Genomic DNA, 13,967 nt, shown 5'->3' on the forward strand with positions numbered 1-13,967 from the left:
GACCTTCCATGAGCACTCCCGTTCAGCCTTCTGCGCCTACTTTGTCCTCCACGCTCACGGTTGTGGGCAGCATCAACCTCGACATCACCGCGACCGCCAGCCGGCTCCCCTCCCCGGGTGAAACCGTGGGCGGTGCCGTCCTCCGACAGCAGCCCGGCGGCAAGGGCGCCAACCAGGCTGTTGCCGCCGCCCGGCTAGCGGGCAACGCCCGCATGGTGGGGGCCGTGGGCCAGGACGAAGCCGGACGGACACTGCTCAGCGCCATGGCCGGTGCCGGCGTCGATGTTCAGGACATTGCCCAAGTGGAAGGCGCAACGGGAACCGCGCTGGTGCTGGTGGACAGCCAAGGCGAGAATCAAATTGTCGTCTGCCCGGGCGCCAACGGTTCGGTGGCCTTGGACGGCATCACCTTCCGTGACGATGAGGCCCTGCTTTGCCAGCTCGAAGTGGACCAGGACGTGGTGCTGGAAGCTGCCCGCCGCGCACCGGGATTCTTTGCGCTCAACGCCGCCCCGGCCGCGCCGATCATTCCTGAACTCCTGGAACGCTGCGACCTGGTGATCGTGAATGAGACCGAGTATGAGCTGATTCCGGCCCTCAAGAACGCTCCGTTGGTGGCCGTCACCTATGGTGCCGATGGCTCGGCACTCTTCGTCGATGGCGAACGCGTGGCCGAAGCCCCGGCCGTGCGCGTCACTGACATTGCCAACACCATTGGAGCCGGGGATGCCTTCTGCGCAGCCTTGGTGCTGGCACTTGGTTCCGGCCTTGAGCACAGCCATGCCCTTGCGGTAGCCAATGCGGTTGGCGCGGATGCTGTGCGCGATGCGTCTTCCCAGCCCGCTTTGCAGCCGTTGGAACACTACATCGAGGCCACGCACTTGCTTGACGCAGCGAGTTCCGCCGCCACCAGATAGTCCGCCCATCGCCTCAAAGCCGTCTCCACGGGCGGATGGTGCAGTCCGTGTTGCTCCGCCAAGGAGAGTGCGGGGATGGTGGGATACCGGTCCTCCGAGAGGAAGGACAGCGTCTCCGGATCCGCGCCGGTGAGTTTGGGTGGCAGCCTCTTCAGCAGACCGCTGGGGATTTTCAGCCACGGCGCCCGAACATTCAAGTGCTTCCCGAGCATCCTCAGCAACTCCGGCAACGGCGGTGTGGCGTCATCGAGCACCCAGTACGAGGCGTTTTCTGCCTCGGACGTGACGGGGGCCAGCGCCATGAATGCGGCCAGGTAGTCCGCCGTCACCACCGGGACGAACGTGCGGTTGTTCCCGGGCAGCGCGGGCAGTTTTCCATGGAAGAGGTCCAGGACGCTGCTGGCGAGGCCCAGCACCTGGCTGGACTCGCCGTTGACGGAGTCTCCTATCACAGTGGCCGGATTGACCATGGTGAAGGGAACGCCCAAGGAGAGCGCGACCGCCTGCACGACGGCGTCTGACTCCACCTTGGATCCCTCATAGACGCCCAGGCGTTTGTACTCCCTGGCACGGCGCTCTACAGCCCACGGAACCTCGGCCGGATCCTGACCGCCCACCCGATAGCCGGACAGATGCACCAACCTGGTCAGCGCCGGCAACTTCGCGGCGAAACGAACCACGCGTTCGGCGCTGGCCACGTTGGCAGAATGGGCATCCGCGGCAGCCATCCCAAAGGCGAATGCGCCAGCGACGTTGTGGACCTCAGTCACGGACCGAAAGGCGCCCGACGCCGGATCGAGGCCTAGGTCGCCCATGCTGAAGTCCACCAGCAGCGGCGTTGCGGTTCCGTTGGCGTCGTGGCGAGACAACCAGTCAGCCAACCGGCGGAAAGAACGTTCGGTGCGCACCGCAGCTGTGACGGCCACACCCTGCCGCAAGAGTTCGCGGACCAGCCATTGCCCGATGTGGCCAGTGGCCCCGAACACCAGAGCGTGGCGGGAGCTCATGCGCCCGCCTCGCCGGGAACTGCTTTCATCAGCATTTTGAGCGTCCCGGCAGCAGCGTCCAGGGGTTGGGTGGACTTGTGGGCGCGGGACAGAATGAGCGAACCCTCCACCAGGCAGATCATCGACGTCGCCAAAGGTTGCGCCTGCTCTTTGTTGAGCCCGAAGGTGGAAAGGTAACTGGACACAGCGCCGACCCAGGCGCCATACACCTGGCTGCACGCCTCCCTGAGCGGCTCGTTCTCAGAACCTGCGTCCAAGGCAACGGAGGAGACCGGACAACCGGCCTGATAGTCACTGGTTTCCAAGATGCCCTTGAGTTCGGCGACCAAGGCGTCTACCACGGTGTTGGGCGAAGAGGCCGCCGTGGCAGCCGTGCCGATCAGCTCACCGAATTGATCTCCGGCCAGCCCTACAGCGGCAATCCCGAGTTCGGTCTTACCCTCAGGGAAATGAAAGTACAGGGAGCCTTTCGGGGCACCGGATCGCGCCAGCACCGTGTTGAGTCCTGTGCCGTGATAGCCGTGCAGCTGAATGAGGGCGAGCATGGAGTCGACCAAGCGCTGCCGCGTTGCGAGTCCTTTGGGGTACGAAGAGGGCATAGCTAAATAATAGACCAGTCTATATATTTACGGCAATGTCCGAACCAAAGCGTCAAGTGCTACGATTGCTACGGAGGTAGATCATGACCACTATTCCGCACCGCGAACTACGCAACCAGAGCAGTAAGATCCTCGAACGCGTCAAGAATGGCGAGGTCATCGACGTCACGAACAACGGCGAGGTGACGGCCACCCTCATTCCACCTTCGGCTTCGCCCTTCGAGCGATTGCTCCAAGCAGGGAGCGTCCGGCCAGCCAGTGAGTCGCCCGTGGATTTCCGCCTACTGCAGCGCGTCAGCAGCGACATGACCACAGCCGAGATCCTGTCCGATCTACGTGGGGATCGGTGATCGTCTACGCGGACACGTCCGCGATCCTGAAGCTTGTTGTGGAAGAGCACGAATCCGACGCCCTGGCCGCCCATCTCCAAGAAGTCAGGGTCGCGGGAGGCCACTTGGTGGCTTCGATGCTCCTGTACACCGAGCTTCACTGCGCAGCACGCCGCCGCAGCCTGCCCTTCGATCAGGTCAACGATGTTCTTTCCGGCCTCAACCTTGTAGACGTCACCCGCTCGGACTTGATGTATGCCTCAGCGCTGCCCAGGCAACTTCGGAGCGCAGACGCAATTCATCTGGCGACCGCCATCAGACTGCAAGTGGACGCCGTGGTGGCATACGACCAGGAACTGCTGCTGGCAGCCAAGGAATCCGGACTCATGACTGCGTCGCCCGGACCCAGCGGCACCTAATCGACGATTTGGAAGTCGTCGAACTCCCCTGTTCCGTCTGAGACCTCGAATTCCACCTTCTCAACGCGGCCAGGTGCCCGCGTTGAGTGCAGCCACTTCACAAGGCTGTCAACGTCGGCCGCTGAACCCTCGGCGATCAATTGCACGGAACCGTCGTGGTTGTTGCGGACGGTCCCCCTCAGCACCAGTTCCTCGGCTCTTCGGGCAGTCCAGTAGCGGAAACCCACGCCCTGGACAACGCCGGTGATGCGGGCTGTGAGGCGAAGGGCTTCGTTAGTCATGGACTCACCCTAACCACGCTAGCCGATCACGATGTCACGCGTTTCGTGGCTGTACGTGATGGTGACGGTTCCGCCGTCGTGGTTCAACTCGTGGTTGGCGCCATCGCGGGTGCCGAACGCACCGTAGTTCTCGTCCCACGAGCGGTTCAATGCGATCTTGTACGTGTAGAAGCCAGCGGGCAGTTCGGCCGTCAGCGTCCATAGCTGGACCAGAGGGTTGAACGTCATCTGGGCTTCGTCGTACTGCGGAGCCCAGTCCTCGGGTGCACCGAGGATCTTGTTGAAGTCTCCCGCGATCGCAACGGCGTCCGGCTGCGGCAAAGTCTCGACGGCGGAGGCCGCCTTGCTCTTGGCAGGCGCCTTGCGTGTGGTGGGCTTCTTTGCGGGTGCAGCAGTTTTCTTCGTCGCGGCGCGTTTAGTCGTCGCTGCCTTCTTTGTTTGTGCCTTTGCCGGCGGGGCCGTGGGCACCGGAACATCGGCTGGAACCGGCGTTCCGGCGTCGAGCGCTGCTGCAAAAGTTGCGACATCCGGGAAGGCAACCGTCGCACGCAGACCGTCCTCCGGAATGGTCCAGCCGGAACGGCCCTTGACCAGCCAGCCGGCCTTGACCAACTTGGCCGACGCCGAGGTCAGGGTCTTGTGCCCCCGCGGAATCCCGCCACTGAGCAATTCGGCCTCGTGATCGTTGAAAGGAACGCGCGCAGTCGCTTCGGCCAGCACTTCGCCGGCGTTCAGCGTTGCCCCGGACCACACGCCTTCAGCGAGGATGTCCAGTACGGCCTTCAGACGAAGGTTGGTGTTCTCGGCGGTGTTCGCGCCCATGCTTCTCCTTCTACGGTGGATACTCCCTTGCAGTTTGCCAATGAATTGTTAATTCCCGCGACTGCTGAAGGTAAACACCGTGTGTCGTGACCGAGTGTGACATCCCAGGCGCCGCAAGTGATCTACGGGTCTCGGCTGCCCGCTTCAGGCGTGCGGCACCGAAGCTTTGACCCACTCAGTGACCTCGTCCAGCAGCACCGCTTTTCGGGCTTCGCTGGCGAAGGAGGACCGGATGGAGTTGGCAGCAAGCGTGGCCTGTTCTGGCACCGAAAATTCCAGCACCTTCACCAGTTGCTCGAAGTTGTCGTCCACGTAACCCCCGAAGTAGGCGGGATCGTCCGAATTCACGCAAACGTTCAAACCGATCGCGAGCATCTCGGGCAGGGGGTGGTCAGCCAAGGTGTCCACGGCACGGAGGCGGACGTTGGACAGCGGGCAAACGGTGAGCGGCACCTGCTCGGCCACCAGCCGCTGCACTACATCGGTGTCTTCCATGCACCGGATACCGTGATCGATCCGCTCCACGTGCAGGATGTCCAGCGCCTCGGTGATGTAGGAGGCCGGTCCTTCCTCACCAGCGTGGGCAATCCTTCGCAGGCCCGCCTCGCCGGCGCGCTGGTACAAGCGCTCAAATTTCGACGGCGGGTTGCCCACCTCTGCGGAGTCCAGCCCGATGCCCGCAATGGGAGCGTGCATGGCCAGGAGCTGGTCCAGCACCTCCAGCGCGGAATCCTCGGACATATCCCGCAGGAATGCCGCGATGAGGAGGGTCGAAACTCCGAAGTCCTCCTCGGATGTCGCCAGGGCGTTGGCCACACCGTTGACGCAGGTTTCCAGCGCCACGCCCCGGGAGGTATGCGCCTGGGGATCCATCATGATTTCCGCGTGGCGCACTCCCCCAGCCGCTGCCCGCTTGAGGTAGGCCCGCGTCATGTCGGTGAAGTCCTGCTCGGTCTGCAGGACCGCCATGTTGGCGTAGTAGAGGTCCAGGAAGGACTGCAGGTCAGTGAACTGGTACTTTTCGCGCAGTTCGTCAATGTCTTCGTATGGCAGTTCGATGCCGTTGCGTTCGGCCAGCGCAAAGATCAGCTCTGGCTGGAGAGTCCCTTCGATGTGCAGGTGCAGTTCGGCAACCGGGGGCGCCGTGGTCGTAGTTTTCTCGCCAAAAGTTTCCACCCGACAACTCTAGGCCCCATCCGCGCACGTGTCCCGGAGCACTCAACTTGGTTCTCAAGCCCGGCACCCTCAAACTGAAAGGATGCAGACTTTCCTCCCTTTCGCCGATTTCCGTGAGAGTGCCGCGGCGCTCGACACTTCAAGGCTCGGCAAACAGCGCGTCGAAGCACTCCAGGTCCTCCGCGCATTGGTGATCCCGGAGTACGGTTGGCAGCAGCACCCGGCCGTCCGAATGTGGATGGGACACGTCCCGGCGCTCACCCTGTACGGCCTCGCGATGGCTGATGAGTGGATGAAGCGCGGCCACCCGGACAACACCCGGGACAACATCGCGGAGTTCGCCCCGCAGGCCGCACACCCGGACTACGCCTCCAGGATCATCATGCCGCCGTGGTTGGGACACGAGGACCTGCACCTCAGCCACCGTTCCAAGCTGATGGGCAAGGACCCCAAGCACTACGCCCAGGTCTTCCCGGGCACCGAGGAAAAGCTCGAGTACGTCTGGCCGGAGCCCAAGCACGAATTCCACCCGGAGGACCCCGAGGACGACCGCCTGCTCATCCTGCGTGCCAACGTGGAGGACCTCACCCCTGAGCAGCTCACCACCGTCAGCATGCCGCCGCATGGCAAGGCCAAGGCTGCGCCTGCTGCAGACCCCGACGAATACCAGTTCGTGTATGCCGAGGAGAAGTCCCGGCGGCAGGTGGGCGGCCCCAAGAAGCGTCCGGTCCAGCAGCGCGAGAAGAAGCCCACCCGGAAGCGCCAGGCACAGGAGCAGGCGTTCAACACCCTGCCCGGCAAGACCGAGCTGGCCGTTCCGTTCGACGGTGGGCAGACCTTCGCCGTCGGCCTGATCCAAGGCCGGCCCATCACGGTTGATGGCCGCTTCGCCCGCAACTTCGAGGTCACCAGCGTGATCAAGCGCTCCGACTTCGACTACCCGGCACTGCTGCAGGATCCCCGGGTGTTCTTCCCGGTCCCGGCGCCCGCGCTATAGCGGCACTCTTCACTGACTAACGACGGCGGCAGCCGGTTCCGTAGCTACGGAGCCCGGCTGCCGCCGTCGTTAGTTGTTGTGTGAGACGGTGGGTGCACGCACCTACCCGGGGAGGGCCATGGATTTCCAGCACATCATCGAAGCAGTGGGCCGGTACATGGATTTCGCCGGCGTGGCAGTCATGGTGATCGGGGCCCTGGTCTCCATCCCCATGGCCCTCAGGGGCTACCAGCCAAAGCGCGCCTCCGGCCTCGCGCCGTTCTCCCCCTACCGCTCGTACCGGCAACTGCTGGGCCGGTCCATTCTCTTGGGCCTTGAGCTCCTGGTGGCCGCCGACATCATCCGCACCGTCGCGGTCACCCCCACCTTTGAGAGCGTCGGGGTCCTGGCGATCATTGTGCTGATCCGTACGTTCCTCAGTTTCTCCCTCGAACTGGAAATCACCGGCCGCTGGCCCTGGCAGAAAGAACAAAAGCCCGACGCCGGTGAGAGGCTACGATCAACTTCATGACGCAGCCGTGGGGACCGGACATTCTTGGCGAAGGCTTTGAACAGCAAACGCTGAAACTCGACGACGGCGCTGTCGCCACCTTGGTGCGGTACGTCGGTTCCGGTCCGCAATGGTTGGACGGGCCGGAAGGCATGCGTATCGATGCTGACGTCCTCTACGTGCACGGCTGGTCCGACTACTTCTTCCAGCGCCACCTTGCAGAATTCTGGCATCGTGCCGGCGCACAGTTCTACGCCTTGGATCTGCACAACTACGGCCGCAGTCTCGCTCCTGGGCTCGTGCCAGGTTTCGTCACCAACCTGGCCGACTACGACGCCGACATCGAAGCAGCCCTCGAAGCCATGGGTCGTACTGGTGTTCCTGGCCGGGACAGGCCCCTCATTCTGCTGGGCCACTCCACGGGTGGTCTCACCCTGAGCTTGTGGGCCCATCGTCACCCCGGCGTCGCTTCGGCCCTGATCCTCAACAGCCCGTGGCTGGAATTCCAAGCCACCGAACTTGGCCGGCGTGCCATTGCGCCTCTGGTGGGACTCCACGCCAAGCTCCATCCGTTGGCCCCCCTGCCGCCGGTGGATCCGGGCATCTACACCCGCGCCGTGTCCGCCGCTTTGGACGGCGAATGGGAGTACAACCTCGAGTGGCGGCCGGACAGAGGTTTCCCTATCACGCCGGCTTTCCTCGACGCAGTGTTCCGTGGCCAAGCCACCGTGGCAGCGGGCCTTGGTATCGACGTACCCGTACTGGTGCTGCTCTCGGACAAGAGCTACCTTCAGCCAAAATGGTCCGCGGACGCCCTCACGGCCGACGTCGCGCTGAACGTTGACGCCGTGGCCCACCGCTCGCTGTCGTTGGCTGACACCGTCACAGTGAGCCGGTTACCGAACGCGTTCCACGACATCTTCCTGTCGCCCGAACCCATTCGGCGGGATGCCTTCGCCCGCATAGGCCGCTGGCTGCCCACTGCACTGCAACCGGCGGATGCAGTGCAGTGGGCAGCCAGGACCGCGGGCCTCTAGGAGCTACTTACCGAGTCCGGCCCTTCGCAGCGCCTCAGCCATGGCTGTGTTGGCGGGAGCGGCCGGCGCTTGCTGGGGCTTGCCCTGGCGGGGGTTGCCCTGCGGGGGCCGGCCTTGGTTTCCACCACGCTGGCCCTGCTGTCCACCTGATCGCTGCGCTCCCGAGGCACGACCGCCGGAGGTGCGCCCACCGGCAGCGCCCGGTTCGTCGTCGAGCCTCAGGGTCAGGGAGATGCGCTTGCGTTCAGGATCGGCCTCAAGCACCTTGACGCGAACCACTTGGCCGGACTTCACGATTTCCCGCGGATCCGAGACGAACTTGTTGGACAGTGCCGACACGTGGACCAGTCCGTCCTGGTGCACTCCGACGTCCACGAAGGCGCCAAAGGCGGCAACGTTGGTCACTGTGCCTTCCAGGATCATTCCGGGCTTGAGGTCGGAGATCTTCTCGATGCCTTCAGAAAACGACGCGGCCTTGAACGCGGGACGGGGATCGCGGCCGGGCTTCTCCAGCTCGGACATGATGTCCTTGACCGTTGGCAGGCCGAAGATGCCATCAACGAACGCCTGCGGATCCAACGCCGTGGCGGGTCCGCCTCCCGCTGCCACCAGGATTTTGCGGGCCACGGAATACGCTTCGGGGTGCACGCTGGAGGCGTCCAGAGGCTCCGCTCCCCCGGTGATCCGGAGGAAGCCGGCGCACTGTTCGAACGCCTTGGCGCCCAGCCGGGGAACCTTCTTGAGGTCGCTGCGCTTGGCGAACGGACCATTCTCGTTCCGGTAGGCCACAATGTTCTCGCTCAGCAGCGGGCCTACGCCGGCCACTCGGCTCAGGAGCGCCGGCGAGGCGGTGTTCACATCCACGCCCACGGCGTTCACACAATCCTCCACCACGGCATCCAGGGAGCGATCCAGCTTCGCTGCGGTGACGTCGTGCTGATACTGCCCCACGCCGATGGACTTTGGTTCGATCTTCACGAGTTCGGCCAAGGGATCCTGCAGGCGACGGGCAATGGAGACAGCGCCGCGGAGCGAAACGTCCATGCCGGGCAGTTCCGAGGCGGCGAGCGCAGACGCGGAGTACACCGAAGCTCCGGCCTCGGAGACTACGAGCTTCTGGATCCCCTTGGAGCCGGCGGCTTCCAGGGATTTGATGAGCTCCGTGGCCAGCTTGTCCGTCTCGCGGGATGCCGTTCCGTTGCCGATCGCCACAAGTTCCACGTTGTACTGCTTGGCGAGCCGGCCGAGGGTGGCCAAGGCTTCGTCCCACTTTTTGGCGGGCGCGTGCGGATAAATAGTGTCAGTGGTGACCACCTTGCCGGTGCCATCCACCACTGCCACCTTCACGCCGGTGCGCAGTCCCGGGTCCAGGCCCAGGGTGGCCCGGTTACCCGCGGGGGCGGCGAGCAGCACGTCCCGGAGGTTGGCGGCGAAAACACGGACCGCTTCATCTTCCGCATCAGCGAACATGCGCCCGCGAAGGTCCGTGGTGAGGCGGTCCAGTATCCGGCCACGCCAGGCGAGCTGCGCGGTCTGCATCAGCCAGGTATCGGCGGGACGCCCCTGGTTGGCGACCCCAAGGCACTTGGCCACAGCGTTCTCGTACTTGCCGCGAGCGGCGGCCAGGGCGTCGTCGTCGGCGGGGTCCGCTTCGGCGAGATCCAGCTCAAGCACCCCGTCCTTCTCACCACGCAAGAGGGCAAGCACACGGTGCGACGGCATGCCGGATGGAACCTGCGTGAACTCAAAGTAGTCCTTGAACTTCTGGCCCTCGGCCTCCATGCCCTTCTTGACGCGGGACACCATGCGCCCTTGCTTCCACAGTCGTTCTCGCAGGTCTTCCGCGAGGTCCGGGTCTTGCCCCACACGCTCCACCAGGATGGCGCGGGCACCCGCGAGCGCCGTGGTTGCATCTTCGATGGAGTGCTCGGCGTTCAGGTATTTGGCGGCTTCGGTGGCGGGGTCACGTTGCGGGTCGGCGAGGAGGACGTCGGCCAGCGGCTCCAAACCTGCCTCGCGGGCGATCTGGGCTTTGGTGCGGCGCTTGGACTTGAAGGGAAGGTAGATGTCTTCCAGCCGGGCCTTGGTATCGGCCGCGACGACGGCGGCCTCCAGTTCGGGGGTTAGTTTGTCTTGAGCGGCAATCGCCTCGAGGACAGTCTTGCGGCGTTCCTCCAGTTCACGAAGGTAGCGAAGCCGCTCCTCAAGGTCGCGCAGTTGGGTGTCATCGAGCGTCCCGGTGACTTCCTTACGGTAGCGGGCGATGAAGGGAACGGTGGATCCGGCGTCGAGCAGTTCCACTGCGGCCTTGACCTGCCAGGCCTTGACGCCGAGTTCTTCGGCGATCAGGGCGTGGATGGCAGAGTCAGCTGACTGGTGTTGGAGATTTGAAGTCACCATGACAGTTTGCCTCACCCGGCTGACAGTTTCAGGTCCGGGTACCCGGCAGGCCTATCCCGGCGGCCCTGTTAGTGCTGTAGTTGGACCATGCAGGAACTGCTCATCATCCTTCAGGACGGGTTTGTTTCCGATGACGTGACTGTGACCGTCAACGGCAAGGAAGCCGTGTCCGAGCATGGTGTATCCACCAAGATGCTGTTGGGAATGGCTGACGAAGTCACGGTGGAACTGCCGGCCAAAGGTGCCACCGTGGGCGTCGAGGTCAGCAGCCGGAAACTCAGCGCCACGAAGAAGCTCGCAGGAAAGCCAAAAAGCTTGATCGTCTCGATCGAAGACGGCGAACTCGTGCTGCGTGAAGGAACGGGCCGCGAGGCGTTCCTCTAGAGGAGTGCCTCGCGGCGGCTGGCGGTTGTTGTCACGGTGCGCCCTAGTGGGCCATGTGCTCCTTGGCGGAGATGTGCTCCACCATTTCGCCCAGGCGCTGCTCGGCGTAGTGGTTGCGGGCGATGTCGCCTTGGCTGATGATGCCAACCAGCTTGTGGTCGCTGATGACAGGCAGGCGGCGAACTTGATGGTCCTCCATCATGGCCACGGCCTCGTCAACACTGGCATCGGCATCAACCCAGTACGGTTTGCCGGTGGCCAGCTCACTGGCACGGACTTCGCGGGCGTCCTTGCCTTCGGCCAAACACTTGACCACGATGTCGCGGTCGGTGATGAAGCCGGTGAGCTTGCCGTCGTGGCCGCAGATAGGAAGTGAACCGCAGTCCAGGTCCCTCATGAGCATGGCGGCTTCCTGAAGAGTCTTGTCCTCTTCTATGCACTGGGCATTGGTGGTCATGAATTCACGTACGGCACTCATGGGTACTCCTTCATCGATTGGGGTCATCGACGAGGGGCCTCTCGGCACCGACGCCGATGAGGTCAGCCTACGCTCGGAGGGAACCCCTGACCAGACGATCGTGGCACCTGTGGAGCAAGAAAACACCAAGGATTCCCTAGATATAATCCATTCGCTGGAGTATCCTCAACTTGGGTTACATACGGCTTCTGGGCATAGGCCACATCGACTCCTTTCGAGCTCTCCTCACGCGCACCCGCCACGCCTCGAACCGTCAAATCGCACCTGCGCGACCGCGCCGGTGCGGACGTTTTACTGGTTGCTTGCAGAGCGAGAAAGATCCCCCCATGGACACCCCCAACGTCCCCAGTTCCCAATTCACCCCTGTCCCGGACGGCCCCACGCCCGTCCCCGTCCCACCATTCCCACCGGGCCCTTCGCCGTTTCCGGAGCCGCTGCCCGTTCCGCATCCCGTACCGATCCCCTGGCCACCCGACGATTGGTGGAAATGCTGGCGTTCGTCAGCCATCAGCGGTCGCTACGAAGGGACTCAAGGTGGACCTGCCCTGATTGGAAGTTCGCTTGACCTCCGATTGGACGTTGATCCGCGCCGGAACGTTGAATCTCCCGTCCTGAACAAGGTCAGCGGCGACTTCTACAGCACGCGGTTCGTACGGGTCGGCGGCCGCTTCCAACTGGTGAAGACGTATGTCGAGTCCTGGATCGTGGACAACCCCACGGTGTCCATCACCCGGTGCAACGCCCGTATCTCCGGAACCGTGCGTTACTGGAAAGGAACCCATCTGGCCACCACCGTGGACATCCTGGTGTCATGGTCCGGCGGTGCCATCACTGGAGCCGTCGCCACGTTCACGGCCGGTGGCGTGGCGGGAAAGCCGTATTCCTGTTCCTACCGCTCGGATTCCTTCCGCGACATCACCCTGGAGCTGGACTACTGCTCATCGGTGGATGTGGAACCAAAGGTGCCGGTCTACAACAGCCACGCGCACAATAACCGTCCTGCCGATCTATCCAACCGGACCATCACCATCGAATCGTCCTACCGGGATGCCGGGATCGCCGTCACCGTTGATCCGGTCCATACGGTGATTGACGACAGCGCCGCCGGGTTCGCTTCGTGGAACGTCGGCGAACTGCACGACGCGATGGAAACGTCGTTCGGCAAGTTCAACTCAGGCTGGCCAGCCTGGAACATGTGGGGCATACAGGCCGGGATTTTCGACAGTGCCGGTGTGGGTGGCATCATGTTCGACGCCGCCGCGGGCTTCGGCGGCGCTGGTCGCGGACCGGATCGCCAAGGTTTCGCGGTCTTCCGCAACCACTCATGGTTCACCAACCTGGTTTCCAACCCCGCAAACCAGGACCAGGCGTGGGCCATGCGCCACTTCCTGTACACCTGGGTCCACGAGGCAGGGCACGCTTTCAACTTCCTGCATGCTTGGGACAAAGCCAGGCCGGACTCCTTGTCCTGGATGAATTACGACTGGAAATACGATCAGCGCAACGGCACAGACGCCTTCTGGGGCAACTTCCGCTTCCGGTTCGACGACGACGAACTACTCCATATGCGTCACGGCGACCGCGCGGCGGTGATCATGGGCGGCGATCCCTGGGCATCCGGCGGTCATCTGGAATCCCCTGCGGGCGCCATGACCGTGACCGGGCCGGGCAGCGACGTTGAACTGACACTGTCAGCGAAGAGCCTCTTCGACTACATGGAGCCGGTCTCCATAGAGTTCCGGCTGCGCAACACCAGCGACGTTCCGGTGATGGTGGACGCCAGGTTGGATCCGCGCTACGGAAACACCACGGTTTACGTCCAGAAACCCAACGGGACCATCGTGCTGCATGAATCGGTGGTGTGCTTCTATGGCCTCCCTGAGATGGTCACGCTGGGCCCTGCTCCGGATGGCGACAGCGATGGCAGCGACCGGTACAGCCAGTTGGTGCAACTCGCCTACGGAGTGGAGGGCTTCGCATTCGATGAACCCGGCCAGTACTTGATCCGGGCCGTGTACTCCACGGAGGGCATCGTCCAGGCGTCCAACACCCTGCCCGTGCGTGTCGGCTTCCCGGTCACACGGGAAGAGGACAGGTTTGCTCCCGAGTTCTTTACCCGTGAGGTGGGCCTGACCTTGGCTTTCGAGGGGTCCATGTCGCCGCACTTGAGCAAGGGGTTGGATGCCCTCACTGAAGCAGCCGAGCGTTTCGGCGGTGAGCCTTTGGGCATCAAGGCGGCCACCGCCGTCGCGCAATCCGTGGGAGATGACTTCTACCGCCGCAAGGACGAAAAGATGGTCAAGCACCACAGCGCCGACCCCGAGCGGGCGCTTGCGCTGACGGATGCCGGCCTCGCCAGTTATCAGCAAGGAGCGGGCGCGGCGAGCAACTTGGCCTATCGCGGCCTCGTGGAGCTGCGCACTGAATTGCATGCCAAGGCGGACGACGCTGCGGCCGCAAAGTCCGAGGTGGAAACCCTCGCCAAGGATCTGGGCGCACGCGGCGCCAACGCTTCGGTGCTGGCCCAGGTCAAAGAACTGATCCCCTCAACTCCGGCGGCCCGTTCCCGCCGGTCGGCTCCGAGGAAGCCTGCCAAAAAGCCGTCGGATGGCTAGTTGGTCTATGGCTCCT

The 13,967-nt window shown here is 63.6% G+C and carries 15 protein-coding genes; 8 read left to right on the forward strand and 7 right to left on the reverse strand.

Features of this window, described 5'->3' with window-relative positions; genetic code table 11:
- The first annotated feature begins 8 nt into the window (after positions 1–8).
- Entirely contained in the window at positions 9–917 is a 909-nt protein-coding gene (locus FQP90_RS01230) for a ribokinase (protein WP_144647893.1), read from the forward strand.
- Here FQP90_RS01230 and FQP90_RS01235 read toward each other — a convergent pair.
- Both FQP90_RS01235 and FQP90_RS01240 read right to left on the reverse strand, forming a co-directional pair.
- Entirely contained in the window at positions 863–1,924 is a 1,062-nt protein-coding gene (locus tag FQP90_RS01235; protein WP_144647895.1) for an SDR family oxidoreductase, read from the reverse strand. The two genes, FQP90_RS01230 and FQP90_RS01235, sit on opposite strands and share 55 nt — an antisense overlap.
- A complete protein-coding gene (locus FQP90_RS01240; RefSeq protein ID WP_144647897.1) occupies positions 1,921–2,523 on the reverse strand; it encodes a TetR/AcrR family transcriptional regulator in 603 nt (200 codons plus the stop codon). Before FQP90_RS01240 ends, FQP90_RS01235 begins: the two co-directional genes overlap by 4 nt.
- An 83-nt stretch (positions 2,524–2,606) precedes the next feature.
- Here FQP90_RS01240 and FQP90_RS01245 point away from each other — a divergent pair, with 83 nt between their 5' ends.
- Positions 2,607–2,873 (forward strand): type II toxin-antitoxin system Phd/YefM family antitoxin, encoded by a 267-nt coding sequence (locus FQP90_RS01245; RefSeq protein WP_144647899.1) that lies wholly within the window; start codon positions 2,607–2,609, stop codon positions 2,871–2,873.
- Positions 2,870–3,271: a type II toxin-antitoxin system VapC family toxin gene (locus tag FQP90_RS01250; protein WP_144647901.1), complete on the forward strand. Its 402-nt coding sequence runs from the start codon at positions 2,870–2,872 to the stop codon at positions 3,269–3,271. The genes FQP90_RS01245 and FQP90_RS01250 overlap by 4 nt, the downstream gene beginning before the upstream one ends.
- Here the strand turns inward: FQP90_RS01250 and FQP90_RS01255 are convergent.
- The 3 genes from FQP90_RS01255 to FQP90_RS01265 all read right to left on the reverse strand — a co-directional run bounded on the left by FQP90_RS01255 (position 3,268) and on the right by FQP90_RS01265 (position 5,550).
- Positions 3,268–3,552, reverse strand: coding sequence for an acylphosphatase (locus FQP90_RS01255; protein WP_144647903.1), 285 nt, complete (start codon positions 3,550–3,552; stop codon positions 3,268–3,270). The two genes, FQP90_RS01250 and FQP90_RS01255, sit on opposite strands and share 4 nt — an antisense overlap.
- A gap of 18 nt (positions 3,553–3,570) precedes the next feature.
- Complete coding sequence (locus FQP90_RS01260) at positions 3,571–4,374, reverse strand: pullulanase X25 domain-containing protein (protein WP_144647905.1); 804 nt, start codon at positions 4,372–4,374, stop codon at positions 3,571–3,573.
- A 144-nt stretch (positions 4,375–4,518) separates the two neighbouring features.
- Positions 4,519–5,550, reverse strand: coding sequence for an adenosine deaminase (locus FQP90_RS01265; RefSeq protein ID WP_144647907.1), 1,032 nt, complete (start codon positions 5,548–5,550; stop codon positions 4,519–4,521).
- 82 nt (positions 5,551–5,632) lie between these two features.
- Between FQP90_RS01265 and FQP90_RS01270 the strand changes: the two genes are divergently transcribed.
- The 3 genes from FQP90_RS01270 to FQP90_RS01280 all read left to right on the forward strand — a co-directional run bounded on the left by FQP90_RS01270 (position 5,633) and on the right by FQP90_RS01280 (position 8,074).
- Entirely contained in the window at positions 5,633–6,547 is a 915-nt protein-coding gene (locus tag FQP90_RS01270) for an MSMEG_6728 family protein (RefSeq protein ID WP_144647909.1), read from the forward strand.
- Positions 6,548–6,665: 118 nt separating this feature from the next.
- A complete protein-coding gene (locus tag FQP90_RS01275; RefSeq protein ID WP_144647910.1) occupies positions 6,666–7,058 on the forward strand; it encodes a DUF1622 domain-containing protein in 393 nt (130 codons plus the stop codon).
- Entirely contained in the window at positions 7,055–8,074 is a 1,020-nt protein-coding gene (locus FQP90_RS01280) for an alpha/beta hydrolase (protein ID WP_144647912.1), read from the forward strand. The genes FQP90_RS01275 and FQP90_RS01280 overlap by 4 nt, the downstream gene beginning before the upstream one ends.
- Before the next feature lie 3 nt (positions 8,075–8,077).
- Here FQP90_RS01280 and FQP90_RS01285 read toward each other — a convergent pair whose 3' ends face one another.
- Positions 8,078–10,474, reverse strand: coding sequence for a Tex family protein (locus FQP90_RS01285; RefSeq protein ID WP_144647914.1), 2,397 nt, complete (start codon positions 10,472–10,474; stop codon positions 8,078–8,080).
- 87 nt (positions 10,475–10,561) lie between these two features.
- Here FQP90_RS01285 and FQP90_RS01290 point away from each other — a divergent pair, with 87 nt between their 5' ends.
- Positions 10,562–10,858: a hypothetical protein gene (locus tag FQP90_RS01290; RefSeq protein ID WP_144647917.1), complete on the forward strand. Its 297-nt coding sequence runs from the start codon at positions 10,562–10,564 to the stop codon at positions 10,856–10,858.
- Between the two features lie 43 nt (positions 10,859–10,901).
- On the opposite strand, the gene FQP90_RS01295 is transcribed toward FQP90_RS01290, so the two are convergent.
- Positions 10,902–11,336 (reverse strand): CBS domain-containing protein, encoded by a 435-nt coding sequence (locus FQP90_RS01295; protein WP_144647919.1) that lies wholly within the window; start codon positions 11,334–11,336, stop codon positions 10,902–10,904.
- A gap of 326 nt (positions 11,337–11,662) precedes the next feature.
- On the opposite strand from FQP90_RS01295, the gene FQP90_RS01300 reads away from it, so the two are divergent.
- The gene (locus FQP90_RS01300; RefSeq protein ID WP_144647921.1) at positions 11,663–13,951 is read left to right on the forward strand and encodes a hypothetical protein; all 2,289 of its coding nucleotides are present in this window, start codon (positions 11,663–11,665) and stop codon (positions 13,949–13,951) included.
- The last annotated feature ends 16 nt before the right edge of the window (positions 13,952–13,967 follow it).

It is taken from the genome of Paenarthrobacter nitroguajacolicus (assembly GCF_007786235.1).
In the GTDB taxonomy this organism is placed as follows: Bacteria; Actinomycetota; Actinomycetes; order Actinomycetales; family Micrococcaceae; genus Arthrobacter; species Arthrobacter nitroguajacolicus_A.

Excerpts from the sequence above, each read along its gene's own strand:
- FQP90_RS01230 (WP_144647893.1), top strand. The coding sequence starts at position 9 with ATGAGCACTCCCGTTCAGCCTTCTGCGCCTACTTTGTCCTCCACGCTC.
- FQP90_RS01235 (WP_144647895.1), bottom strand. The coding sequence starts at position 1,924 with ATGAGCTCCCGCCACGCTCTGGTGTTCGGGGCCACTGGCCACATCGGG.
- FQP90_RS01240 (WP_144647897.1), bottom strand. The coding sequence starts at position 2,523 with ATGCCCTCTTCGTACCCCAAAGGACTCGCAACGCGGCAGCGCTTGGTC.
- FQP90_RS01245 (WP_144647899.1), top strand. The coding sequence starts at position 2,607 with ATGACCACTATTCCGCACCGCGAACTACGCAACCAGAGCAGTAAGATC.
- FQP90_RS01255 (WP_144647903.1), bottom strand. The coding sequence starts at position 3,552 with ATGACTAACGAAGCCCTTCGCCTCACAGCCCGCATCACCGGCGTTGTC.
- FQP90_RS01260 (WP_144647905.1), bottom strand. The coding sequence starts at position 4,374 with ATGGGCGCGAACACCGCCGAGAACACCAACCTTCGTCTGAAGGCCGTA.
- FQP90_RS01270 (WP_144647909.1), top strand. The coding sequence starts at position 5,633 with ATGCAGACTTTCCTCCCTTTCGCCGATTTCCGTGAGAGTGCCGCGGCG.
- FQP90_RS01275 (WP_144647910.1), top strand. The coding sequence starts at position 6,666 with ATGGATTTCCAGCACATCATCGAAGCAGTGGGCCGGTACATGGATTTC.
- FQP90_RS01280 (WP_144647912.1), top strand. The coding sequence starts at position 7,055 with ATGACGCAGCCGTGGGGACCGGACATTCTTGGCGAAGGCTTTGAACAG.
- FQP90_RS01285 (WP_144647914.1), bottom strand. The coding sequence starts at position 10,474 with ATGGTGACTTCAAATCTCCAACACCAGTCAGCTGACTCTGCCATCCAC.
- FQP90_RS01290 (WP_144647917.1), top strand. The coding sequence starts at position 10,562 with ATGCAGGAACTGCTCATCATCCTTCAGGACGGGTTTGTTTCCGATGAC.
- FQP90_RS01295 (WP_144647919.1), bottom strand. The coding sequence starts at position 11,336 with ATGAGTGCCGTACGTGAATTCATGACCACCAATGCCCAGTGCATAGAA.
- FQP90_RS01300 (WP_144647921.1), top strand. The coding sequence starts at position 11,663 with ATGGACACCCCCAACGTCCCCAGTTCCCAATTCACCCCTGTCCCGGAC.